At 65.9% G+C, this 24,124-nt stretch carries 23 protein-coding genes; 13 read left to right on the forward strand and 10 right to left on the reverse strand.

What is annotated here, in order from left to right:
- Window positions 1-57 precede the first annotated feature (57 nt).
- From V9F06_01675 to V9F06_01690, 4 genes are all read left to right on the forward strand, one after another.
- Window positions 58-1,599 carry a TPM domain-containing protein gene (locus tag V9F06_01675; protein ID MEI2616332.1) on the forward strand — a complete coding sequence of 514 codons (1,542 nt, stop codon included), beginning with the start codon at window positions 58-60 and terminating at the stop codon, window positions 1,597-1,599.
- Between the two features lie 252 nt (window positions 1,600-1,851).
- The gene (locus tag V9F06_01680; protein MEI2616333.1) at window positions 1,852-3,369 is read left to right on the forward strand and encodes a hypothetical protein; all 1,518 of its coding nucleotides are present in this window, start codon (window positions 1,852-1,854) and stop codon (window positions 3,367-3,369) included.
- A gap of 159 nt (window positions 3,370-3,528) precedes the next feature.
- Window positions 3,529-4,695 carry a pyridoxal phosphate-dependent aminotransferase gene (locus V9F06_01685; protein MEI2616334.1) on the forward strand — a complete coding sequence of 389 codons (1,167 nt, stop codon included), beginning with the start codon at window positions 3,529-3,531 and terminating at the stop codon, window positions 4,693-4,695.
- 61 nt (window positions 4,696-4,756) lie between these two features.
- On the forward strand, window positions 4,757-5,437 hold the full coding sequence (locus tag V9F06_01690) for a fused MFS/spermidine synthase (GenBank protein ID MEI2616335.1): 681 nt from the start codon (window positions 4,757-4,759) through the stop codon (window positions 5,435-5,437).
- On the opposite strand, the gene V9F06_01695 is transcribed toward V9F06_01690, so the two are convergent.
- Window positions 5,434-5,943 carry a DinB family protein gene (locus V9F06_01695; GenBank protein ID MEI2616336.1) on the reverse strand — a complete coding sequence of 170 codons (510 nt, stop codon included), beginning with the start codon at window positions 5,941-5,943 and terminating at the stop codon, window positions 5,434-5,436. The genes V9F06_01690 and V9F06_01695 overlap by 4 nt on opposite strands.
- Window positions 5,944-6,104: 161 nt before the next feature.
- Here V9F06_01695 and V9F06_01700 point away from each other — a divergent pair, with 161 nt between their 5' ends.
- Window positions 6,105-6,980, forward strand: coding sequence for a metallophosphoesterase (locus tag V9F06_01700; GenBank protein MEI2616337.1), 876 nt, complete (start codon window positions 6,105-6,107; stop codon window positions 6,978-6,980).
- Between the two features lie 675 nt (window positions 6,981-7,655).
- On the opposite strand, the gene V9F06_01705 is transcribed toward V9F06_01700, so the two are convergent.
- The gene (locus V9F06_01705; GenBank protein ID MEI2616338.1) at window positions 7,656-8,474 is read right to left on the reverse strand and encodes a hypothetical protein; all 819 of its coding nucleotides are present in this window, start codon (window positions 8,472-8,474) and stop codon (window positions 7,656-7,658) included.
- Between the two features lie 162 nt (window positions 8,475-8,636).
- Here V9F06_01705 and V9F06_01710 point away from each other — a divergent pair, with 162 nt between their 5' ends.
- Window positions 8,637-10,019 (forward strand): polysaccharide deacetylase family protein, encoded by a 1,383-nt coding sequence (locus V9F06_01710; protein ID MEI2616339.1) that lies wholly within the window; start codon window positions 8,637-8,639, stop codon window positions 10,017-10,019.
- Between the two features lie 98 nt (window positions 10,020-10,117).
- On the opposite strand, the gene V9F06_01715 is transcribed toward V9F06_01710, so the two are convergent.
- Window positions 10,118-11,047, reverse strand: a complete 930-nt coding sequence (locus V9F06_01715; protein ID MEI2616340.1) for a hypothetical protein — start codon at window positions 11,045-11,047, stop codon at window positions 10,118-10,120.
- Window positions 11,048-11,259: 212 nt separating this feature from the next.
- On the opposite strand from V9F06_01715, the gene V9F06_01720 reads away from it, so the two are divergent.
- The 3 genes from V9F06_01720 (at window position 11,260) to V9F06_01730 (ending at window position 14,090) form a co-directional block, all read left to right on the forward strand.
- Entirely contained in the window at window positions 11,260-11,631 is a 372-nt protein-coding gene (locus tag V9F06_01720; protein ID MEI2616341.1) for a serine hydrolase domain-containing protein, read from the forward strand.
- A complete protein-coding gene (locus V9F06_01725) occupies window positions 11,598-12,605 on the forward strand; it encodes a serine hydrolase (GenBank protein MEI2616342.1) in 1,008 nt (335 codons plus the stop codon). The genes V9F06_01720 and V9F06_01725 overlap by 34 nt, the downstream gene beginning before the upstream one ends.
- 132 nt (window positions 12,606-12,737) lie before the next feature.
- Window positions 12,738-14,090 carry an aspartate aminotransferase family protein gene (locus tag V9F06_01730; GenBank protein ID MEI2616343.1) on the forward strand — a complete coding sequence of 451 codons (1,353 nt, stop codon included), beginning with the start codon at window positions 12,738-12,740 and terminating at the stop codon, window positions 14,088-14,090.
- A gap of 90 nt (window positions 14,091-14,180) precedes the next feature.
- Here the strand turns inward: V9F06_01730 and V9F06_01735 are convergent, their stop codons facing one another.
- Both V9F06_01735 and V9F06_01740 read right to left on the reverse strand, forming a co-directional pair.
- Window positions 14,181-14,726, reverse strand: a complete 546-nt coding sequence (locus tag V9F06_01735; GenBank protein ID MEI2616344.1) for a DUF488 domain-containing protein — start codon at window positions 14,724-14,726, stop codon at window positions 14,181-14,183.
- A complete protein-coding gene (locus V9F06_01740) occupies window positions 14,723-14,941 on the reverse strand; it encodes a DUF2945 domain-containing protein (protein ID MEI2616345.1) in 219 nt (72 codons plus the stop codon). Before V9F06_01740 ends, V9F06_01735 begins: the two co-directional genes overlap by 4 nt.
- A gap of 300 nt (window positions 14,942-15,241) precedes the next feature.
- Between V9F06_01740 and V9F06_01745 the strand changes: the two genes are divergently transcribed.
- Both V9F06_01745 and V9F06_01750 read left to right on the forward strand, forming a co-directional pair.
- Window positions 15,242-16,462, forward strand: a complete 1,221-nt coding sequence (locus V9F06_01745; protein ID MEI2616346.1) for a hypothetical protein — start codon at window positions 15,242-15,244, stop codon at window positions 16,460-16,462.
- A 310-nt stretch (window positions 16,463-16,772) separates the two neighbouring features.
- Complete coding sequence (locus V9F06_01750; protein ID MEI2616347.1) at window positions 16,773-18,245, forward strand: M81 family metallopeptidase; 1,473 nt, start codon at window positions 16,773-16,775, stop codon at window positions 18,243-18,245.
- Window positions 18,246-18,329: 84 nt separating this feature from the next.
- Here V9F06_01750 and V9F06_01755 read toward each other — a convergent pair whose 3' ends face one another.
- The 3 genes from V9F06_01755 to V9F06_01765 form a co-directional block, all read right to left on the reverse strand.
- The gene (locus tag V9F06_01755; GenBank protein ID MEI2616348.1) at window positions 18,330-18,614 is read right to left on the reverse strand and encodes a hypothetical protein; all 285 of its coding nucleotides are present in this window, start codon (window positions 18,612-18,614) and stop codon (window positions 18,330-18,332) included.
- A gap of 78 nt (window positions 18,615-18,692) precedes the next feature.
- Window positions 18,693-19,055: a cupin domain-containing protein gene (locus V9F06_01760; protein MEI2616349.1), complete on the reverse strand. Its 363-nt coding sequence runs from the start codon at window positions 19,053-19,055 to the stop codon at window positions 18,693-18,695.
- A gap of 73 nt (window positions 19,056-19,128) precedes the next feature.
- Window positions 19,129-19,572, reverse strand: coding sequence for a MarR family transcriptional regulator (locus tag V9F06_01765; protein ID MEI2616350.1), 444 nt, complete (start codon window positions 19,570-19,572; stop codon window positions 19,129-19,131).
- A 103-nt stretch (window positions 19,573-19,675) separates the two neighbouring features.
- Here V9F06_01765 and V9F06_01770 point away from each other — a divergent pair, with 103 nt between their 5' ends.
- On the forward strand, window positions 19,676-21,178 hold the full coding sequence (locus V9F06_01770) for a DHA2 family efflux MFS transporter permease subunit (GenBank protein ID MEI2616351.1): 1,503 nt from the start codon (window positions 19,676-19,678) through the stop codon (window positions 21,176-21,178).
- A gap of 390 nt (window positions 21,179-21,568) precedes the next feature.
- Here the strand turns inward: V9F06_01770 and V9F06_01775 are convergent, their stop codons facing one another.
- Entirely contained in the window at window positions 21,569-21,985 is a 417-nt protein-coding gene (locus V9F06_01775; GenBank protein MEI2616352.1) for a response regulator, read from the reverse strand.
- 182 nt (window positions 21,986-22,167) lie between these two features.
- On the opposite strand from V9F06_01775, the gene V9F06_01780 reads away from it, so the two are divergent.
- On the forward strand, window positions 22,168-22,413 hold the full coding sequence (locus V9F06_01780; GenBank protein ID MEI2616353.1) for a hypothetical protein: 246 nt from the start codon (window positions 22,168-22,170) through the stop codon (window positions 22,411-22,413).
- Window positions 22,414-22,570: 157 nt separating this feature from the next.
- Here V9F06_01780 and V9F06_01785 read toward each other — a convergent pair whose 3' ends face one another.
- On the reverse strand, window positions 22,571-23,848 hold the full coding sequence (locus V9F06_01785; protein ID MEI2616354.1) for an MFS transporter: 1,278 nt from the start codon (window positions 23,846-23,848) through the stop codon (window positions 22,571-22,573).
- Window positions 23,849-24,124 lie beyond the last annotated feature (276 nt).

Below are 24,124 nucleotides of genomic sequence, written 5' to 3' on the forward strand. Positions count from 1 at the left end.
CAGTCCAGTTGGTACTGTTCCGGCATGATACAAGACCGGGAAGGGAGGAGCGAAGCGATGCGGATACGAGCATATCGATGGCCCTGGCTGGTGGCGCTCGCTGCGCTGCTGGCGATTGTCGCGCTGCCGGCCGCGACATTGGCAGCCGACTTCGGCCAGCCGGTTCCCGGGCAGCGCGTCTACGACCGGGCCGGGGCGCTGACGGCAGACGAGGTTGCGCGGATCGAGGAGCGGGCCGCCGCAGTCGAAGCCGCTGGCTCGCCGGTCGTCGTCTTCCTGCAGGCGCGCGATGCGGACTACGACAAGACCGTCGCCGACGGCCGCGATCTGATGGAAGCGTGGGACATCCAGTCCGCGCCGGACGCTCGCAACGGCATCGTCATCTTCTTCAACCTCAAGCCGGGCGACCTGCAGCATGGCGACTACGCCGTGATCGCCGGCAGGTCGCTGGTTGATGGCAATCTGCCGCGGTATGAGCTGAACCGGATCGCCGACGATATGCAGCCGGTGCTGAAAGGCGGCGACATCACCGGGGCGACCATCCTGGCGCTGGATGCGATCGAACACAACCTCTCATTCGGCCCGCCCCCGCCGCCGCCGCCCAGCGCTGCCAGGGAGTTCGCCGACGCTGTCGCCGGAGGTCCGCTAAGCATCCTGAACATCATCGGCATCGTTGCCAGCGCCGTGGCTGGCTGGTTCCTCGCGCATCGTATCCCGACGCGGCGGCTGTCGAACGCGCCGGTCGAGCCGGCAACGACACCGCCAACCGACCTGTCGCCAGCGCTGGCCGGCTCGCTGGTGGCAGGTTCGGTCTCCGACACCGCAATAGGCGCAACGCTGCTCGATCTGACCGCCCGCGGCGGACTGGCGATCGAGCCGGTGGGCAAGAAGAAGATTCAGATCCGGCTCGTCGACGAGTCGGTCATCCAGCCGGGCTACGAGCGGATGATCTGGGATGCGCTGGCCAGCCAGGCAGACCCGGCCGGCACGATCGGAACCAAGCAGCTCGGCAAAGTACGCAAGTCGTGGGGCGGCATCCGCAAGGCAATCCGCGCCGAGCTGATCGCCCGCGGCTGGTTCGCCTCGGACACCAGCGCGCAGCGCCAGCCGTTCTGGATCACCGGAACGATCCTCTATACCCTGACGCTCATTGCCGTCGTGCTTGCTATCGTCGCCGAGAGCCCCTGGGTGTTGATCGGCTTCGTCCCGCTTGGGATGATCGGGACACTCGCGCTCGTCCTCTCGGCAATCATCCCGAATACGACGCTGGAGGGGGACAAGGTGGCTGCGCCGTGGCGCGGCTACCAACGTTACCTGCGTTTGGCCGGAAAGAACCCACAGGTGGATATCGACCTCGACACTGCCGTGCCCTACGCGCTGGCGCTCAGCGCCGGGCAGTCGTTCAGCAAGCGGCTGGAGCATGCCAGCGCGGCCGGCTATCTCCCCGCATGGATGGGGGGACCAGCGGCCAGCGGCGCATACTCCAATGGCTTTTTTCCCTACTGGGTCGCCTTCAACAGCAGCGTCGCGCCGTCAGGTGGCGGGGCCGGGGCGACCGGGGCGTCGGCTGGCAGCGGCGCGGCCGGCGGCAGCTTCTAACCGTCGAGACGCGGGGAGGGGATTGCGGAGATGCCGGCCGCATAGATGAAGAAACACCGCTGCTCGCCGCGTCCTGTGTCCCTCATGAACACAATGTTGACACCTGCAACGAAAGCCTCCATACTGCGCCACAGACCCTGGAGGTCGGAGCGAACCGCGCGCCCGCGCTAAATTAGGAGGCTCCGCGGGAACTGCCATCCTCATCAACCGGGACACACCCAGATCCCGCCAACCTAGAAAGCGATGTGCGTCATGCCCGTGATCGAACGATATGCGCGCCACTGGTCCCGTCGTCCCAGATGGGTCGCGGCCTCCCTCATCGGCACTGCGCTCCTGACACTCGCAATCGCCCAACTGGCGATCCTCTCCGCGGCCGCCGACGCACCGGCGACAGCGGCGTTCCAGCGCACCTGGGCACGCACCGACCAGCCCGTTACCAGCGGTCAGGCCAACCGCACATGGATGTGGGGACCGAGCGCCAACACCGGCCCGCTCCAGGAACCCTACGCCGACGCCCCCGGTGGCGTCCGCACCGTCCAGTACTTCGATAAGTCCCGCATGGAGGACAACTCCTGGCGCGCCACTGCCCCGTGGGATGTCACCAACGGCCTCCTCGTCGTCGAGATGGTCACCGGGCAGATGCAGGTCGGCGATACCCAGTTCCAGCCCCTCGCCCCCGCCGTCGTTAACATCGCTGGCGACCCGGGCGAGCATCCCACCTACGCCGACATCAACACGTTCAACCTCCAGTCTCAGCCGGCCACTCCAGTCGGCACGGTCCTCACAACCTGGATGGACGCCACCGGCATCCTCCCCAGTGGCCCGACACCACCTTCCGCCGTCACCGCCGCCGAGCGACTGACCGTCACCGGCATCGACCACACGGTGGCCTCGGTGTTCTGGACGTTCATGAACTCCTCCGGCACGGTCTTCGAGAACGGGCAGTACGTGCAGGGGCCGCTGTTCGAGAACCCGTACTACGCCACGGGGTATCCGATCACCGAGGCGTACTGGTCGACGGTGAAGATCGGCGGGACGCCGCAGACAGTGCTCTGGCAGTGCTTCCAGCGGCGCTGCCTGACCTACAACCCGGCGAATGGCCCGGGCTGGCAGGTCGAGGCCGGCAACGTCGGCCAGCACTACTACCAGTGGCGCACCGCGTCGACCCCCATCGAGCCAACGCCAACGAGCACGACAGTTCCGGGGCAGCCGACGATGACACCGACGCCAACCAATACGGTGGCGCCGGGTCAGCCGACGAACACTGTCGCCCCAGCGACCAAGACCACAGTGCCAGCAACCAAGACTACGGCGCCAGCGACGAGCACCACAGTACCCGCGACAAGCACCACCGTGCCAGCGACGAGCACCACCGTCCCAGCCACAAGCACGACACCGCCACAGCAGAGCTATCTCAGTGTCAAGGTCGTTGATAAGGACGGCAAGAGCCAACTTCCTGCTGGCGTAGTCGTCACATCCAACACGCTCACCGCCTACCAGCAGGCTGGGGGTGACGTCGCAGGCCAGGCTTGTAACGGCACGCAAGTGGGAACGTTCACACTGAACACGACAACCTTCACAGCGTCGAAGGTGATGCCACCCGGCAACTACTGTGTCGAGCTGTCGGCCCAGGGGTACCTCGACTTCGGCGGAACGAGATACTCTGGCAGCCTGTTCTCCAGCGGCCTCGGGACAGTGACGCTGGGAAATCCAGCCGGCAACACGAATGTCACGATCAAGGTCACGATGGACAACGTCAAGGTCAATTAGTTCCCACCCCGTCCATCCAGGCGGATCACCAACGGCCCCCGCGTTGCGGGGGCCGTCCTCGTCCCTCGTCCCCCGTCCCCCGTCCCCCGTCCCCCGTCCCCCGTCCCCCGTAGAGTATCGTTATCAGTCGGGATGACGCGGCGCGAGGAGGCGGGCGAGATGCAACTGGCAGAGCGGATGAGCCGACTGGGGACGGAGAGCGCGTTCGACGTGCTGATGCGCGCGCGAGCGCTCGAGGCACAGGGTCGCGACATCGTCCACCTGGAGATCGGCGAGCCGGATTTCGACACGCCGGAGCACGTCGTCCAGGCCGGCATCGATGCCCTCCAGCGCGGTGACACGCACTACACGCCGGCGGCCGGCACGCCAGCGCTGCGGCAGGCGATCGCCGGCTACGTCGGGCAAACGCGCGGCGTGCCGGTCGTGCCAGAGCAGGTCGTGGTTACCCCCGGCGGCAAGCCGGTGATGTTCTTCGTCATCATGGCGCTGGCCGGGCCGGGCGACGAGGTCATCTGCCCCGACCCCGGCTTCCCGATTTACGCCTCGGCGGTTGCGTTCGCCGGGGCGACGCCAGTGCCGCTGACGCTACGCGAGGAGGACGGCTTCGCTGTCGACCCCGACGCACTGCGGACGCTGGTGAACGAGCGGACGAAGCTGATCATCCTCAACTCGCCGCACAACCCGACCGGCGGGGTCATCCCGAGCGCGGCGCTGGACGAGATCGCCCGGCTGGCAGTCGAGCGCGGCGTGCCGGTTCTGTCCGACGAGATCTACTCGCGAATGGTCTACGACGGCGCGTTCGAGAGCATCACCTCGCGCCCCGGCATGGCCGAGCAGACAGTCATCCTCGACGGATTCTCGAAGACCTACGCGATGACCGGCTGGCGGCTAGGCTACGGCGTGATGCCGGCCGCGCTGGCCGAGCAGGTGACGCGACTGGCGGTAAACACCCACTCCTGCGTGCCGGGATTCACCCAGGTGGCCGGGGTGGCGGCGCTGACTGGCAGCCAGGCGGCGGTGGACGCGATGGTGGCGGAGTTCCGCCAGCGACGCGATGTCGTCGTCGCCGGGCTGAACGCGATCCCCGGCGTCACCTGCCAGGTCCCGGCCGGCGCGTTCTACGCCTTCCCGAACGTCTCGCGGCTGGGCGATTCGGCGGCGATCGCCGATCGGCTACTCGACGAAGGTGGCGTCGCGGTGCTCGATGGCGGCGCGTTTGGCGCAGCGGGACGTGGCTACCTGCGGCTGTCCTACGCCAGCTCGCTCGACCGACTCGAGACGGCGCTGGCGCGGATGCGCCAGGTGCTCGCCCCGGAGTACAGATGACGACAGGCAGTTCTGTGGCAGCGCGCCGCATGCCGTCCGGAGCTACGAACGGAGACACCCGATGACGGTCAGAGCCTATGCGAGACTGGGCGTCGTGCTGGCCGGAATCGTCGGGCTGGGTATCGAGCTGGCCGCCGAACGGCTGCTGGCGCCGGCATTCGGGACGACGAATGACCTGTGGTCGATCGTGATCGGGCTGACCTTCGCCTTCCTGTCGCTCGGCTACGCCATCGGCGGCCGGCTGGCCGACCGCCACCCGACCCACCGGATCATCGCTCTCTGTCTGCTCGCGACCGGCGTCTGGACGGTTCTGCTGGCGCTGGCCGGCCGATCGGTAGTCGACCAGATCCAGCAGTGGACGTTCAACGCCGGCGGCCTACGCGCAGGTCTGTTCCTCTCGGTGTTGCTGCTGATCACCGTGCCTCCATTCCTGCTGGGGATCGTCACCCCGACAGCGATCCGGCTCGTTGTGCCGCGCGTCGGGCAGGCCGGCTCGTCGGCCGGCACGATCTACGCGCTCGGCACGATCGGATCGCTGGTCGGCACGTTCGTGCCGGTCATCGTGCTGATGCCGCGCATCGGCGTCCGGCTGACGTTCCTGTCGATGGCGGCGGTGGCGTTGCTGGGCGGCGCGATCGGGCTTACCCGACTCGTCCGCCCGCTCGGGCGCAGCACGCCTGCCCCGGTGGCCGCTGATTCACACAACGACCATCGACTGGAAGTCGCGCAGCAGGAGCTCTAGGCCGGGTTGTCCTCGGCAACGACGCCATCCACCTGCTCGAACCAGTGCAACAATGTCGCGATGCCGTTGGCGTGCTCGCCCTCGTGGTAGATGAGGATCAGCACCCGCTCCAGTAGTGTCTTCGGACCTCCACGCCGGCGGCGCATCAGCATCGCGTCGTCCTCGACCTGCCCAAGCTGCTCAAGAAAGCGATTGATCGTGATGCTAAACGCGCGGTGAATGCGGTCTGGCGTGAAGCTCGCGTCCAGCGCGACCGGGTCGGATTCGGGCTCAAACAGCCGATCCCACTCCTCGTCCATCCGACGGCCAGCGCCAAACGCGGCGTCTGTCTGAACATCCAGCTCGCGCGCCAGGTGGCTCATATGCCAGCCGATCGTGCGGTCGGTCCACTCAACGCGACGAAAGAGCCACTCATCAGGCGCCCGGGCGATCAGGTCGCGTGTCCGGCGGCGCATCTCGCGAATCTGATTTTCCAGTAGCTCGAGTGTCTCGCGTTCTTCAGCCATCCCCGTCCCTCTTTCGACACCGTCGGACGACGAACGTCCGGCTCACCTATGCCGGCCCACAGATCTATCAGACGCACGCGCGCTGTTGTGATAGCCATACGATAATCAGCGAAGGCCATCTCGCGCAACCGGCGCAAGCAACTTCGATCGGAGAGATTCGCATGGATGATCTGGTTCGCGCTCGATTTGCAGTCGTTACCGATCTGCACATCGGATCGACGACAGCGAATCGCTGGCATAACCGCTTCCTGACCGACCACCCGGAGCAGACCGCGGAGACTGTCGTCGCGGCGATCAACCGCGATGCCCCCGACTTCGTCATCGTCCTCGGCGACGTGTCCGATAACGCTCGTGAGGAGGAGCTCCGGCTGGCCCGCGCGGCGCTCGATCGGCTGGAGGCGCCCTGGGTCGTCTGCCGTGGCAACCACGACGTAACCGCTCAAGGGGACCGCGCGCCGTTCGACCGAGCCTTCGCCGGCCACGCACCCGTCGGGCTGGCCGACCGTGCGCAACTTCCATTGCCGGGCGGGCTGGCACTGGCCGTGCTGGACGCCGGGTGGGGGCAGGTCGACGGCCGCTGGTGGGTCAACGTTCCGCTAGAGCAAATCGAGGCCGTGCGGGCGGGAGTCGTCGCGACGCGGCCGGCGCTGCTCGTTGTCGCCGGCCACTTCCCCTTCGTCGACCAGGCCCCGTTCATCCGGTCGATGGCCGCCGACGGCCGTAACGCCGGGACACAGACCGACGGCGAGCGAACCATCGCGGCACTGGCCGGCCCCGGCTACCGGACGCTGCTGCTGACCGGCCACCAGCACTTCCACCACATCGTCGCCTCCAGCACGGACGAGCCGGCCTGGCTGCACGTCACGACCGCCTCACTGGCCGAGTACCCCGCCGAATACCGGATGATCACCATCGACGGCCATCGCGTCACCATCGAGACGCGCCCAGCCGCGCCCGACCTCGTCGCCGCCAACCCGCCCGAGGTGGACTGGGTGCGCGGACGCGAAGCGGACCGCGAACGCGTGTGGGGTGGTTGATAGACGAGGCGGTATCGAGTGTCATTCCGGGTGCTGTGTCTAGCATGAAGTGCCAGGTCGGCAGTCACCAGTACGCCTGTCATGTTGAGTGGATTGTCAACGTCAAAGTGGCACATATGTTGGCGCGGCAGCCACCCGATGCCTCTGTCATCCTGAGCGCGCACGCGAAGGATCTCTCCTGCGTTCGACTGCCTGCGGTGTGGGGGAGATTCTTCGGCTGCAGCCTCAGAATGACAGGCTGGCGGGGCCGGCAGCCACCCGGCGCCTCTGTCATCCTGAGCGCGCACGCGAAGGATCTCTCCCGCGTTCGACTGCCTGCGGTGTGGGGGAGATTCTTCGGCTGCAGCCTCAGAATGACAGGCTGGCGGGGCCGGCAGCCACCCGATGCCTCTGTCATCCTGAGCGCGCACGCGAAGGATCTTTCCCGCGTTCGACTGCCTGCGGTGTGGGGGAGATTCTTCGGCTGCGGCCTCAGAATGACACACTGGCGGGGCCGGCAGCCACCCGATGCCTCTGTCATCCTGAGCGCGCACGCGAAGGATCTCTCCCGCGTTCGACTGCCTGCGGTGTGGGGGAGATTCTTCGGCTGCGGCCTCAGAATGACAGCACAAGAGATCGGCTGCCGATCCGACAATCTGACATTGACAGCCTACTTAGCGTAACGAAGATGTCGACCTACTGACCGGCCCGTCCCTCCAGGTGCTCGATGTAGCGATTGGCGGAGCGGCGGACGGCGCCGAGGGCGTCCTCGCGGACAAAGCCGCCGAACGCGCCGTAGATGCGATCGAACGGACGGCGCTCGACGGCAGCGACGATGCGGCGGATGGTGGCCGGGTCGAGCGGGATATCGTTCGGGTAGCTGTACATGAAGCTGACCCAGCGCGGATCGGCGATGACCTGGATGGTGTCGCCGGTGAAGAGCGCGCCGCGCCCATCGGCCCCGGCCGGCCAGTGCAGAACGCTGGCGCCGGGGAAGTGCCCGCCGCAACGGATCATCGTCACATCTGGCAGGAGCTCTGTTTCCTCGCCCTCCCAGAAGCGGATCGCCGGGTCGGGCCGCATCACCCACTCGCGGTCGGCAGCGTGGATCCAGACCGGCGCGTCGCCAAACGCCCTGCTCCACTCCACCTGCGTTGTGTAGTAGTGGGGGTGCGAGAGCGCGATGCCGGCCAGACCGCCGCGACGCTCGACCTCAGCGATCGTCTCGTCGTCGATCAGGGCAATGCAGTCCCAGAGGATGTTGCCGGCCGGCGTCTCGATCAGGTGCGCGCGCTGGCCGATGCCGACTTTCGGCTCGGGCAGGATCGCCGTCACGCCCGGTTCGAGGGAGATGAAGCGGTTGCGATGGTCTCGCTGAATCCGCTCCAGCGTCGTCCACTGCTGGCCATTGGGGTTGACGTACTGGCGGTCGTCCAGACAGATCGGACAGCCGGCCGGCGGCTGCTCGGCCTCCGGATACTGGGTTCCACAGGTTACACAGATGTACTGCTCCATCGCCGACCTGCCCCTCGCAATCAGATCCATACGCGGATGCGGACGCGTAACCCAGTATAGGGGCGACAACGGGGTGTAATGCCCGTCGCATACGCGTAAGATCGGCGCACGCTCGACATCACTTGACGTTGGCGATTTCTTCGTGAAAGCCAGAGAATCGTTATGTCTAGACCCGTGTCTCCCCCGATGCGTGTCCTGCCGGTCGTCCTGATTGTCGTTTCAACGCTGCTGGCCGGGGTCGGAAGCCTCGCCACGCCACGAACTGCCGCGGCGGCCGGGCCGACGGTCGTCTACTTCCCGGTCACTGGCCACCATGTCGCCGACTCGTTCCTTTCGACGTGGCGCAGGCTTGGCGGGCTGGCGACGTTCGGCTATCCGCTGACTGAGGCGATGACCGACCCCGACACTGGCCTGACGGTGCAGTACTTCGAGCGCGAGCGCTTCGAGTACCACCCCGAGAATGCTGGAACCGAGTGGGAGGTGCAGTTCGCGCTGCTCGGCTCCTGGTTGGCCGAGGGCAGGACCGAGCCGGCCTTCGTCCCGATCCATGCCAATCCACCGCCGGCCGACTCGCCCTCCCGTAGCTACTTCGCGCCGACCGGCCACTATCTCGCCTACGGATTCAAGTCCTATTGGGAGAAGCAGGGCGGGCTGCGGATCTTTGGCTATCCGATCTCGGAAGAGCTCTCCGAAGTGAACGTCGATACCGGCCAGACGTATACGGTCCAGTACTTCGAACGCGCCCGCTTCGAGTACCACCCGGAGTACGCCGGGACACGCTCCGAGGTTCTGCTGGGCCGACTTGGAGCGCAGCGCGCGGCCAGGCTGGGGCTCGACACCGCGCCTGCCCCACGCAAGGAGGGCGTGCCCGACTACGATGAGTCACTCTGGGCGCCACCACCGCCGCGATCGTTCGATATCTCGGTGTTGATGTATCACCAGGTTGGCGACTCCGCCAGCCGCTACACGATCCCGCTCTGGCGCTTCGAGCAGCAGCTCGACTGGCTACGAGATAACGGCTATCACACGGTCACGATCTCCGAGGTCTACGACGCGGTCGCCGGTATCCGGACTCTGCCATCGAAGCCGGTCGCGATCACGTTCGACGATGGCTACGCAGCGCAATGGGGGGCCGCACAGGCGATGAACGCGCGCGGGATGCGCGGCACGTTCTTCATCCTCAGCGGCGCGTCGCCACTGGCCGACTGGCAGATCAGGGCGATGGCCGACGCCGGCCACGAGATCGGCAGCCACTCGATCTCCCACCCGGACCTGACGACACTCTCCGATGCCCGACTGCGGAGCGAGCTGGTCGATTCCCGCGCCCGGCTGCAGGCAGTTTCGGGCCAGCCAGTCGATATCTTCGCCTACCCGTACGGCGCGTGGAACAGTCGCGTCGCCAGCGCCGTCGAGGCGGCCGGCTATCGCGCGGCCGTCCACGCCTGGGGCGGCACCTGGTGGTCACCGGATAAATGGTGGATCGAGCCGAGGATCGAGATAGCCGGCACGCTGTCGCTGGGAGAGTTCGCGGGGTACGTGCGGTAGAGTCGCGATCTCTTCGCCAGGAGAACCCGACGCGACAGGCGCTGCCCCGGCGCGTCGGGTGTCTACGTTATGTCCGACTGGCCTCACGTTGTGGCGCCCTATGTTGCGCACCCCTGCTCGCCCGGCAGCAGTGGACGGAGGAGCAACGAGTATTCCTCGCCGCCGCTATTCCACTGCGTGAGCTGATTCGCTGTGTGAAGTTGCGTCATCAGGGTCGCAAGGTCGTCGCCCTGGACGATCGTGCAACGCATGGTCGCGGAGGTGTTGAACGGCTGACCGATCTCGGCCAGTGGAGTCGCAAGCGGCCAGTCGAGGTGCTGAACCGCGATGCCCTCCGGCGTCGCGACACTGCCGCCACCGCTAACGGGCTGCGAGACGACCTGCAGCCGGGTCACCTCATATGGATGCTGTGCGCCACTGAATGCTGTCGCTGGCAACCATTCGTGCAGATTCGCGAGCTTGTTCTGGAGCTCAACGAGCTTCTGGCGAGCGACGTCGGCCGCCGGCGTGCCGGTCGATTGCGTGGCCTCGCCCAGCGCATAGGCTTTGACCGTCGTTGTCTTCCCGCCGGCGTTGAGCGTGAAGGCCGTCGTCGTTGCGTCCGCGACATGCGGGTTGCCGTAGTCAGCGTCACCGTTCATCAGGCCGGCGAGCTTCGCAGCCTGCAGGATGCCTTGAACCCCGTACTCGGTCAGACACGTCTCCAGGAGATTGGGCAAGACCGGCCCGGGGAAGATGTCGGTATGCAGACCCTCGACAATGGCGCACCCGTTGCCGGCCAGGGTAACGAGCGGCAGCCGCGTAAGCAGCGCCGCTGGCGCGACAAAGCCGCCCTCCTGGGCGATACGCAGGATGTACTCGTCGGCGCCGGTCGGGTGCGCGATCGCCTCCGGTGTCGGGCTTGCTGTGGTCGTTGGCGTCGCGGTCGGGCTGGTCCCGCTTGCGCCACATGCGCTGATCAGCAGTGCTAGCGCTGCTACGAACGTCAGAAGCAATACAGAACGTTGGCGGCCAGTTCGTGCGCGCATCAGTTTGACTCTCTCCGGGGTCGCCAGTCGACCCCGCGACCGCGGACTACGTCGTCCGCCGAATATCTATCTAGTACTACGACGGCCGCAGAGATTCGATTGTTCCCGCGGCTCATCAGCGAGCGACCGCTGTCAGGGCGGGACTGGCGCATTCGTCCCAGATGCGGACAATGATCGCGGCTGGATTGGTACAGAACGAGGAGCGTGATGATATGACGACCGACGGGCTGGAGACGATCGTCCGCGCCGAGCAGGAGCGCTGGACTGCGCCGGGAGTCGCCTGGGGCGTGCTCCGCGACGGCGAGGAGCGGACCGGCGCGCTCGGCGTCGCCAAGCTGACGACCGGCGAGCCGATGCGGACCGATTCGCTTTGCCGGATCGCGTCGATCTCGAAGGTGTTCACCGCGACGCTAGCGACAATCCTGGCCGACGAGGGCACGCTCGACCTCGACGCGCCGGTGAGCCAGTATCTGCCGGGGGTGCGGATCTCCGCAGCGCGGGCATCGAGGATCGCATCACGCCGCGCCACCTGCTTTCGCACGGAACCGGGATGCTCGGCGACTATTTCGTCGACCAGGGGCTAGGAGAGGACGCGCTGGCAAGGGCGATCGGCGAGTTTCACACGCTGCGGCAGTATGCCGAGCCGGACGAGCTCTGGTTCTACTGCAACTCCGGCTTCCACCTGGCCGGCCGGGTGATCGAGGTCGTGGCCGGCAAGCCGTTCGATGCCATCATGCGCGAGCGCGTATTCGAGCCACTAGGGCTGGAGCGGGCCTGCTTCTTCTCCCACGAAGCGATCGTCCACCCTCACGCGATCGGACACAACCAGGTGGCCCCCGGCGCCGACGAGCACGTCCCGGCCGGGCAGTACTATCCGCGCAACCGCCTGCCGGCCGGCGGGATCTACGCGAACATCCCCGACCTGCTGCGCTTCGCCCGCTTCCACCTCGGCGATGGAACATCCAATGGCCAGCGCGTGATGAACGCCGAGGCGCTCCGTGCGATGCGCGAGCCGCAGCGCCAGGCAGCGAACTGGGCCGACCAGTGGGGCATCGGCTGGGATCTGCGCGAGATCGACGGGGTCCAGGTGATCGGTCACGGCGGCAGCATCAACGGCTTCAAGTCGCTGCTGACCGTCGTGCCGGAGCGGCAGTCGGCGCTGGTCCTGCTGACGAACAGTGGTCGCGGCGATGTCGTCAACCGCGCGGTCGAGCGCTGGTGGATCGAGCGCGAGCTGGGGCTGCGGCTGCCGGAGCGGCCGCGAGTTGCACTCGCCGACGATGCGCTGGCCCAGCTCGCCGGCCGCTATCATGGACCGGACACAACGGTCGATCTCGTGCCAGACGGCGGCAACTTGCGGCTGGAGATGACCGCGCCCGGTCCGAACGGCGGCGACCCGGTCGCCTGGCCGGCCGAGACACTGGCCCCGATCGGTGGCCGGGACTTCCTCGTCACCACCGGCCCGGGCGCGGGCGAACGGGTCGACATCGTCCCGGATCGCGACGATCGGCCACGCTATCTACGGATGCATGGCAGGCTGTACGACCGGCAAGCATGACGGTGGGACGAGGGCGGAGGATATGAGCGCGTCGCGTGCTATGGTGACGCACAACAGATACGGCAGACGAGGTGTCGAGGGGCTCATCCTGTGTGTCCCACATCCAGTGTTCAGATACGAAAGGAGCAACCGATGGTCCTGATGGATATGGAGGCCGAGGATCGCGTCCGGCAGAATGATCGGGCGCACGTCTTCCACTCGTGGTCGGCCCAGGGGCAGATCAACCCGCTGCCGGTGGCCGGCGGCGAGGGATGCGAGTTCTACGATTTCGAGGGCAAGCGCTACCTCGACTTCGCCAGCCAGCTCGTCTACACAAACCTCGGCCACCAGCACCCGAAGATCGTCGCGGCGATCAAGGAGCAGGCCGACCGGCTCTGCGTCATCCAGCCGAGCTTCGCGAACGAGCCGGCCAGCGAGCTGGCGGCGCTGCTGGCCGAGCTGGCTCCCGGTGATCTGAACATGGCCTTCTTCACCAACGGCGGGGCCGAGGCGAACGAGAACGCGATCCGGATCGCCCGGATGGCGACCGGCCGGCACAAGATCATGGCCGCCTGGCGCTCGTACCACGGCGCGACCCACGGCGCGATCGCGCTGACCGGCGACCCACGTCGCTGGGCGTCCGAGCCGGCTATCAGCGGCGTCGTCCACTTCATGGGCCCGTACACCTACCGCTCGTCGTTCCACTCCGAGAGCGAGGAGCAGGAGCGCGACCGGGCGCTGGCGCACCTGGAAGAGGTGCTGCAGTACGAGGGACCGCAGACGGTGGCCGGGATCATCCTGGAGGTGATCGTCGGCACGAACGGCATCCTCGTCCCGCCCGATGGCTACCTGCAGGGGGTCCGCGAGATCTGCGATCGCCACGGCATCGTCATGATCCTCGACGAGGTCATGACCGGCTTCGGCCGGACGGGCTACTGGTTCGGCTCGGAGGGTTTCGGTGTCGAGCCGGACCTCATCAGCTGCGCCAAGGGGATCACCTCGGGCTACGTGCCGCTCGGCGCGGTGGTGATCTCGCAGAAGATCGCCGATCAGTTCAAGGACAAGGTCTACTACGGCGGTCTGACCTACTCCGGCCACCCGCTGGCCTGCGCGGCCGGCGTCGGCGCGATCACCGCCATGAAGGAGGAGAAGGTCGTCGAGAACGCGAAGATGATCGGCGACGACGTGATCGGGCCGGCGTTGCGCGAGATGCAGAAGCGACACAAGAGCATCGGCGACGTCCGCGGCCGCGGCTGCTTCTGGGGCGTCGAGCTGGTCAAGAACCGCGAGACGCGCGAGATGCTAGTCCCGTTCAACGCCTCCGGCGCGCAGATGGGCCCGGTCGCCGCGATGGCCAGCGCCGCGATGAACCAGGGCGTCGCGCTGATGGTCCACTGGAACGTGGTCATCCTCGCCCCGCCGCTGATCATCACGCCGGCCGAGGCGAAGCGCGGCCTGTCGGTCCTCGATGAGGTGCTGGAGATCGCAGACAAGGCGGCGGATTAGGAAGAGGGCCCTCACCTGTGCCCAGTGGGCTCCCACCCCTCTCCCAAGGTTGGGAGAGGGGTGTCGTGGATCGGCAGTAGTGGCTGCCGATCATGCGCCGTCGTTGGGCACCGGGTAGCGCAGTGTGCCGTCGGGGAGGAGCTGAGCGCCGGGGGTGATCGTCGCTGGGGTGACCTGGCCCGGCCCAAGGATGTGTTCGACGGGGATGCCGCGGGCCAGCAGGTAGTCGGTGATGATGCGGCGATGGCAGCGCCACCAGACGGCCTCGGCGCACATGATCGCGCAGCGGTTGGCGCTGGCGAGCGCGAGCAGCTCTTCGAGGCCGGCCCGGAACTCGGCAGTCTCGGCATAGTCCGCGTAGTTGCGGAACGACGCGACGCGCCAGAACGTGTTCGTCGACGGCGGCGCGCCCTTCGGGTGATGCCGCCGTCCGCCGAGCGCGCGAATGTGCTGGTAGCCGATGCCCTTGGCGGTGAGCGCCTCTGGGAGGGTGTCGATGTTGAACTGGGGCATGGAGCGCGAGCGCGGAAACGCGCGCACGTCGACCAGCAGATCGACATCCACCTGCCGGAGCAGCGCGACGAGCTCGTCGACCGTCCGGTTCGAGTGCCCGATCGTGTAGACCGTCTGGGTCACGACTTCAGCTTCGTCAGCGCCGAACCCTTGTGCATCGCGATGTGGTCGGTGTTGTCGCTCCTGATCTCGTACTGCGGCTCGTCCTCGCTGGCGTGGACGGTGTAGCCCTTGAACTCGATCTCTGACGTGACGACGCGGGTGATCGTGCCACGCACCCGGCCGGCCTCCGAGTTCCACGAGACGTGGTCGCCGACCTTGTACTGCTTCTCCGCCATGAGTCTCCTGCCTCCTGACCGCTTCGTGCCACCGACGATATGGCACGTTGCGCGCCAAGGGCAACGACGGGCGCGATCATGTGGCGTCGGCGTGACGACACCTCAGGATACCTAGTACAGCAGCCGTGTATGCCTCGCTTGCCTGTAACGGTTTTGTAACGACGCCAACAGCGTTGACGCGACTATGACACGTTCCGCGTGCAAGACTCGCACCACCAGCCAACATAAAAAAGCAACAGAGAGGAGGCAACTCCCGTCGTAACCGTCTCGACCTACGCTGATCTGGCAAGGAGGTGTCTCATGTCACGAACCGCCAGCGCGAGCCGAGCTATCGGTCTGTTAGTGGTTCTTGTAGCAGTATCCATCCCACTCAGCATCGCGACCAACGTCTCCGCATCGGGACGGGAGCCTGGTGCGTCGCTGACGCTGACGCCAGACTCCGGCAGTTGCGACACGGCGGTGATGGCTACAGGAGGCGGGTTTATCACGGGGACAACGGTCACGATCTTCGCTGGCCCGACGCCGGGTGATGAATTCGGCGTTGTTGCTCGGGCTTTGGTCGCCGCCGACGGTCGTTTCTCCGCCCCAGTATCCACAGAGATGTTCCTGCCAGGCTGCCGTGGCGGGGCAATGCCCACTACGAGCGGCCAGCGCTACATGGTCGGAGCTATGACCGGGAAGGGGCCGAAGGAGGGCGACGACTGGCGCGAGCCGGCCGCGCAGGCGATCTTCACGCGCACGTTCTCCTCTGCTGACTACTTCCGGCTGATCTGGCAACGGACGGACCTCGCAGTCGCCAACGGTGCGAGCGACGAGACGTGGACGTGGGGTCCGACGCCACTGACGAAAGTGTTCCAGGAGCGCTACGACGACAGCCCTGGCGATAAGCGCAACGTCCAGTACTTCGACAAGAGCCGGATGGAGATCAACAACCCGGCCGGCGATACGGACTCGATCTGGTACGTAACCAACGGCCTGCTGGTCGTCGAGATGGTCGAGGGCTGGTATCAGACCGGCGACGATACGTTCGACAAGTCCCCCGATCCGGCCGAGGTCAACATCGCTGGCGACCCGACCGGCGCCGACGGCATCGGGCCAACGTACGCCGACATCAACACCTTCGGTCTGCGCGCCAAGCCGGCCGCGGTGGTTGGGACCGCGATCACCAGCCGCATCAACGGCGTGGGCACGATCACGGCCGATAAGGCATTGGCGACGCACGGCGTCACCGGCGCACACCGCGTCACCATGCCGGGTATCGACCACACAGTGGCGTCCGTCTTCTGGAACCGGATGGTTGCGATCGGGGCGGACTACGACAACAACGCGTATTATGTGACGGGCCTACCGATCACCGAGGCGTACTGGTCGGCGGTGGCGGTCGATGGCACGACGCACGACGTCCTCTGGCAGTGCTTCGAGCGCCGTTGCCTGACCTTCACGCCGGACAACGACGCCCAGTGGCAGGTCGAGATGGGCAACGTCGGCCAACACTACCACCGCTGGCGCTACGGCGATTAGGAACGGTCGCTTGACCATAGCTTCTCACAGGGCACGATGGTTGGCCGTCGCCCTGCCAACTATCGCGCCCTTTCTATTGCGTGACACAGCATCATGGCTTCGTCGCCAGTGCGTCCTGCAGCGAACGATCTCTCGGCGATGCAACATAGCCGCGCGGGGGAGATTCTTCGGCTGCGGCCTTCGAATGAAAGAAGAAGGTGGCTGCTGGGGGATGCACTACACTGTCCGCGCTTGCGGGTGTGTCATCCGAAGGTCTGCATAGCGTCGTCCCGTAATCGACGGGAATGGGAATAGGAGAGTGAGGGCCGAGGTGAGGATCGCGATCGGGGAGTTCGCCCACGAGACGAACACGTTCCGGGCCGGCACGACGCCGGTCGAGGCGTTTCAGAATAGGCACTGGCTGACGGGCGACGAGATCGTAGCCGGCCATCGCGGGGTGCGCGATAGCCTGGGCGGGATGCTCGACGCGGCCGAGCGGCTGGGGGTCGAGGTCGTGCCGACCTTCGCGACGAGCACCGAGCCATCGGCGACGATCGCGCGGGCGGCCTACGATGAGATCCGCGACCGGCTGCTGGCCGGCATCCGCGCGGCCGGCGAGATCGACGCGCTCTGTCTGGCGTTGCATGGGGCCGGCGTGGCCGAGGGGATCGACGACCTGGAGGGCACGCTGCTGGGCGAGGTTCGCGCGGTCGTCGGGCCAGACCTGCCGGTCGTCGTCACGCTTGACCTGCACGGGAACCAGACGCCGGCGATGGTCGAGCATGCCAGCGTCCTGCTGAACTGCCACCTCTACCCGCACACCGACATGTATGAGCGCGGGATCGAGGCTGTCGAGCTGGCGCAGCAGATCGTCGAGGGGTCGCTGAAGCCGACGATGCACATGATCACGCTGCCGATGACGATCCCGCCATCGACGACGATGCTGGGGGTTGCCAAAGACATCAACGAGCTGTGCTGGGAATGGGAGTCCGGTCCCGGAATCGTGGATGTCTCATTCGTCCACGGCTTCCCGCACACCGACATCCCGAACATCAACGTGACCGTCGTCGCGACGACGAACGACGACCCGGCGCTGGCCGCGCGGGCAGCGACGGCGGTCGCGCGGTCGATCTGGGAGCGGCGCGGCGAGTTCCTCGTCACGCTGCCGGGGGCCGAGGAGGCGGTCCGGCAGGCAATGGCCGGCGACCGACAACCGGTCGTGATCGCCGAGGTCTCCGACAATCCCGGCGGTGGCGCTCCGGGCGACGGCACACAGCTGCTGCGAGCGCTCCTGGCGGCCAACCCGGAACGCGCGGCCTTCGGCTTCATCGCCGATCCTGAGGTCGCGCAGCAGGCGCACGAGGCTGGGGTTGGCGCGACAATCGACATCCGGCTCGGTGGCAAGAGCGACGACCTGCACGGCGCGCCGATCGAGGCGCGCGCCTATGTGAAGTGTCTGACCGACGGCCGGTTCGTCTATACGACACCGATGGGCGCCGGTAGTCAGGTCGACCTTGGGCCAATGGCGCGGCTGGTGATCGGCAACGTCGACGTGCTCGTCTCGACCATCCGGACGCAGACACTCGACGCCGAGGTGTTCCTGCTGCACGGCATCGACGCGCGGCGCTACGACATCGTCGCGCTTAAGTCGCAGCAGCACTTCCGGGCCGGCTTCGTCGACATCGCTGGCGAGATCATCCGCTGCGACACAGGTGGATCGACGACGTCGAATCTCGACGCGCTCCCGTTCCAGCGCGTTGCTCGCCCGATCTGGCCGCTCGACCGCGATGTCGTCTGGGGGTGACGACCGGACAGGAACGACCCCCTTGCTCGATCCTGGGCAGGGGGGTTGGCGGCAGGAGGCGTCCTGCTATCGATCGGGTATCCGCTACGCGTGTGGAGTGCGATCCACTTCCTGCCAGTTCGCCGCCCGCTCCATCTGGGTGACCTTGCGGACGTGGATTGCGTGCTTACCGCCCCGTGTGACCTGTAACGATGGCTGGAGCTCGTAGTAGACGTAGTCGCCCGCCACGACCGGATCGTCGTAGGGACGAACCGCAAAGCTGACATCCGCCGAGCCATCGTCGGGCAGGATGAAGCCGATATTCGCGTCCGGATCGTAGAACGTCACCTTGCCCGATTTCCGCGCGAGCTCTTCCAAGCGACTATCCATCGACCTGCCACCCCTGTTCCTGCACAACGAGCGATCGGCGCATCGATCTGACATAGCATACCCGAACAGGGGCCAGCCTCAGGCCGGTTCCAGCCAATCGATCGCGACCTTCGCAGCGCCGTGGACGCTCGTTACCCGTAGCAGGCTGTCGCCGGCATTGCTGAAGCGATGGGGTATCCCAGCCGGAACGAGGACAATCTCGCCGGGTCCGGCCTCGACCGTCTCGCCGCCAATGACGAACGTGCCACGTCCCTCGGCAATGACGAAGACCTCCTCATAGTCGTGGCGGTGCAAGCGTGGGCCATCGCCCGGCTGGATCTCGCCGAGCATCAGCGAGATCGTCTCCAGCCCGTGCTCGTCGGCATTCATAAAGCGGGCAACGACGCCGGGGCTGCCGACCTGTCGCGGCTCGAGGCTGTCGCGCGTAATCTGATAGTGCATCGCGGGCTCCATCCAGTAATCAGAAAGCGACACATCTTCGCAATCATACAGGGTCGAGCGACGGAGAAATCGGTCAGTGTTCGACTGGCCGGCGTGGTCCGGTTACTCCTGCGGCGTCCAGGACGTGATCGATCACGCGCTGCAGCTCGTCGCGCTCGGTTTGTGCGAGTGGCTCGAGGAAATGGGCAAGCATCTCGCGACGGCGTAGACGCCACTGTTCGACCTGCGCCTTGCCCGTCTCCGTGAGGCTGACGCGAACGATCCGCTCGTCGTCGGCGCAGCGCTCACGAAGGACCAGACCATCGCGTTCCAGCCGCTTGCAGGCGGTCGTTGTCGAGCTCTGCGAGATGCCCAGGGCGGTCGCGAGCTCGCCGATGCTCGATCGGCCGCGCAGATTCAGCTGGCGCAGCAGCCAGTATTGCTGGGCGGTGATTTCCCCCTGCTCGACGGGATTCGATAGCAGATGCAGCTCGCGCCAGAACATCAGCAGGCTTTCGGTTAGCCGGTCAGTTGGCATGCTCTGGCTCTCCTTCTCGCCGATAGTATATTGACAGTGAATGGTACTCGGGCGCACACTAGTTCGGCATTATTTCGCATCGCCTGGTTTGGAGCACGACGGAATGGGACGAGCGACACAAGAGGCAGGATCGACATCGGCGGAGGGCAGCGCCAGTGAGGAGTCGGTCAGTCCACGCTCGATCCTCATCTTCGCCATTGTCTCGCTCGCGCTGCTGATGTCCAGTATCGACTCCACAATCGTCGCCGTCGCCCTGCCGAACATGATGAAGGGGCTGAACACAAACCTGATCTGGATCTCCTGGGTCATCACTGGCTACAGCCTGACCCAGACGGTGATGATGCCAATGGCCGGCAAGCTGAGCGATGATTTCGGGCGCAAGCGGCTGTTCCTCGGTTGTGTCGTTCTGTTTACCGCCAGCTCGCTGCTCTGTGCGATCGCGCCGACCGTCCAGCTGCTGATCCTGTTTCGTGTGCTGCAGGCAGTCGGGGGCGGGGCGTTTCTGCCCTCGGCGGCCGGCATCGTCAGCGACGTCTTCAGCCCCAGACATCGCGGCACGGCGATCGGGCTGTTCACCAGCGTCTTCCCGCTGGGCGGCATTATCGGGCCGAACGTCGGGGGCTGGATGATCGACAACTTCGGCTGGCGCTCGATCTTCTCGGTGAACGTGCCAATCGGCGTCGTTCTGTTTGCCACCGGCATCGTCTTCCTGCCGGCCGGCGGGCGGATCACTGGCCGGCGCAGCATCGACCTCATCGGCGCGGGCGCATTCGCCACCGGCGTGGTAGCCCTGATGTACGGCATGAGCGTCTGGGGCACCAACGTCAGCTTCGAGTGGCAAGTTGCGGCGTGGATGGTGGCTGGCATCGTCGCGCTGGTTCTGTTCGTCCGTCACGAAGCGCGAACCAAAGATCCGATGATCGACCTGCGGCTGCTGAAGCAGCGCGCCTTCGTCGCCGCGAACCTCTACAACTTTCTCTATGGCGGACTGGTGTTCGGCTTCTTCAGCTTCATCCCACTCTACGCAACCCTCGAATACGGTATGACGGCCAGCCAGGCCGGATTCATCCTGACCCCGCGAGCAATCGCGATGATCAGCCTGTCAGCGATCTCGTCATTCCTGCTCATCCGCTTCGGCTATCGCATCCCGATGATCCTCGGCATCACCCTGATCAGTATCGGTCTGTTCGTGACCGGCCGAGGGATTCACGACCCGACGATCTTCGGCTACCACGTCAGCAACCTGGTGTTCCTCTCGATCACGATCGCGATCACCGGTCTGGGCGTCGGCATCGGCGGTCCTGCCGCGAACAACGCCGCCCTCGATCTGATGCCCGACGCGGTTGCGCGGATCACGGGCTTGCGTGGCATGTTCCGCTCCAGTGGTGGCGTCCTTGGCACAGCCGCGATCGTTCTTGCCCTGGCTCACTTCGATGACCAGGGTCGCGGGCTGGAGGTGATCTTCACCGCGCTATCGTTCCTGATCCTGTTGATCATCCCGGTTGTCTTCCTGATCCCCGACACCGCGCGGAATCGTCGCAAGGCTCATGGGAGGGCGGAGAGTCAGGCCGGCCAGGTTCAGGTGCAGATGGCAAACGATGACTGACAAGCTCAGTGGATATATATCCTCATTGTTGTATGAGGTTATAGTCGTTATCAGTAGGGGTTGTGGATTGTGTGGATAACTGCCGGGAGCCGCACCGGGACGGCTGAAACAGGCGGGACAGCCCGTCGGAGAACTCGTCCACATCTCCCCAGCCGGCGGCAGTGACTGATCTGTCACCGGCCGGCCATCCGCAGAGCCGGCCCGTTTGTCCACCATTGCCCCCGGCAACTATCAACGCCAACCCCCTGTACGTACACAGCGATTGACGGTATTGTCCACAGTCATCCACATTCCGGCATCAGGTTATCCACATCGGGCAGTGTCTGGGGATCGTGGAACGGGGGGAGTTGACTGGCAGTCAGTCGGGGGGACGGGCGTTGCCGGGCAACATCAGGCGGGGCTAGCTGACCCAGCCGGATTGTCGCCAGCGAGGTGAAGCGCGGCGTTGATGCTGATGATCAATATGTCGATATCGAATGGCTTCTCGATAATGCCGTCGGACAGAAGGTCCGCGATCGTCTCGAGGAGGATGAAGCCGGCCGACATCGCGATCACCGGGATGGCGGATGTCCGCGGGTCGGCTTTCAGCTCGCGCACGGCGTCAATCCCATTCATCACCGGCATCATCAGATCCATCAGGATCAGCGATGGCGGGTTATCGTGGACCATGCGGAGCGCCTCCTGGCCGTTCGAAGCGGTCTGTGGCGCGAACCCCTCGTCCTCCAGTAGCGCCTCTAGGGCGGACCGGATCGTTGGGTCATCATCGACAATCAAGATATGCGACGCGATAGTAGTGTCACTTTTCACGTAACGGAACGACTACTGTCTCATCTGCTCCATCACATGGAACAGCGACATCCGGCCCCCACCACGGGACATCGCAGGGTGGATCGCAAGAAGCAGGCCAGCCGTCGTTCGACACACGCATTCGCCGAACGTGTACGATCGGGGGAACGTTGATTGTTCGACCTGTCGTTGTTGGGGGGTAGGTGACAACACTGAACGGGATCGGGGCTCCGCTGCTGGCCGCGAGCGCGCCGGGATGGCTCGTATCGGCGGTGATCGTTGTCATCGCGATCATCCTGGCGATTACGACCGTGGTGCTGATGCTGATTCGCCCGCGAACAGTCGAGGCCGGCGACGATGGCGTCGTCCGGCGGACGGTCGATCCGATGCTGATACTGTCGGCGCTGGTCGTCGTTGCGCTGGCAATCGCTGCCTGGCTGTTGCGCTGACGCGATACTGGCGCTGGTGGCACGCAACATGCTCTACAAGATAGCGACGACGGTGCCCCCACGCCGGCGTCCGGGATCCGAATGGATCTTGACGCACACATCCTCCTACCCCATCACCCCTCCCGAGGCGGCCCTCTTCAAGGGCCGTCTCACCTTTCTATGACCCTGGATCAGCCGTTCGGAATTCCGGCTCATCGACCCGGTAGTCCCGGATGCGCGGGCTGGCTGCTGCGACGCCGGCCGCGATAAGGATGCACGCGACCCCGCCGGCAATCACGGCTGGCTGCGTGCCGAACAGCTTCGCCGTCAGTCCTGCCTCGAAGTTGCCCAGCTCCGGACCGCCGCCAGCGAAGACGGTGTGCACCGCCGCTATGCGCCCGCGAAGCGGATCCGGCGTCGCCAGCTGGCGGATCGTGTGGCGGAAGGTCATGCTGACCGTGTCGGCTGCCCCCGAAGCCGCCAGGGCCAGCAACGCGACCCGGAAGCTGGGCGCCGCGCCGAAGATAGCCACTGCCACCCCGTAGCAGGCGACCGAGAGGATCACCATTCGTCCCGGGCGTCGGGAGACTGGCAGCGCGGAAAGCACCAGCCCGCCGACCACTGCCCCCGCCGCTGGCGCGGCGTAGAGCAACCCGAGCCCATCGGCCCCAACCTTCAGAATCTCGCTGGCGAAGATCGGCAGCAGCACGAGCGACGCGCCGAACAGCGTCGCAAGGAAATCGAGCACCATCAGCGAGAGGATAACCGGGTTCTCGCGGACGAAGCGCAGCCCCTCCAGCACCGCGTCGATGCCTCCCTGCGCGCCGAGCGGCACACCAGGCCGCTCGCGCATGGCCAGCAGCGCCAGAATGACCGCGCCGAACGAGACAGCGTCGATCGCGTAGGTCGTCGTCAGGCCAAAGCTGGCGATCGCCAGCCCGCCGAGCGCCGGGCCGGCCACCGCCGCGATGTTGCTGGATACGATATTCAGCGTAATTGCCTGGGCCAACCGGTGGCGTGGGACCAGATTCGGGATCAGCGCCTGGCGGGCCGGGTCATCGAAAACATCGACCGTCGCCGTCAGCACGGTTACCACGTAGATGAGGCCGACCGACGCGCGGCCGGCCCCGGTGGCGATCGCGAGACCCAGCGAGAAGAGCGCCAGGAGCGCCTGGGTGATCAGCAGCAGCCGGCGTCGATCGCGGGCATCGGCGAACGTCCCGCCAATGAGCGCGAAGGTGATCGTCGGGAACGCCCGCAGCAGGCCAAGGATGCCAAGGTTCAGTGGCGAGCCGGTCAGCAGATAGATCTGCCAGCCGAGGGCGACGATCTGCATCTGGGTGCCGACCGTCGAGACGAACTGGCCGGCCCAAAGCAGCCGGAAATCACGATGCTTCAGCGCCGCGGTTGCCCGCTCGCGCTCGGCCGGCCGAGCGCCGTCATCGTCTGAACGCACGATCAAACACCCCCGAGTCCGCCGTCACAGCCTGCGGTGACCCTCGCTCAACGGCGTTCCGGAATGTCGCGGTGAACAGCTGGGCCCGAATTGAATACCGACGCTTGTATCACGGACGCAGGATCTGGCGCAATAGACGCGCGCGACCGCCGGCCAGCGATGACCCGACGCATGGACGCGGCCCTCATCTTGCAGTGCAGGAGGCGTGGCCGGTGACGCCCTGGACCTGTCACAGATTGACATGTGGCGACTAAAACACTATGATTCTCGTGATGC

The sequence above is a fragment of the Thermomicrobiales bacterium genome, from assembly GCA_037045155.1.
Taxonomy (GTDB): Bacteria; Chloroflexota; Chloroflexia; order Thermomicrobiales; family CFX8; genus JAMLIA01.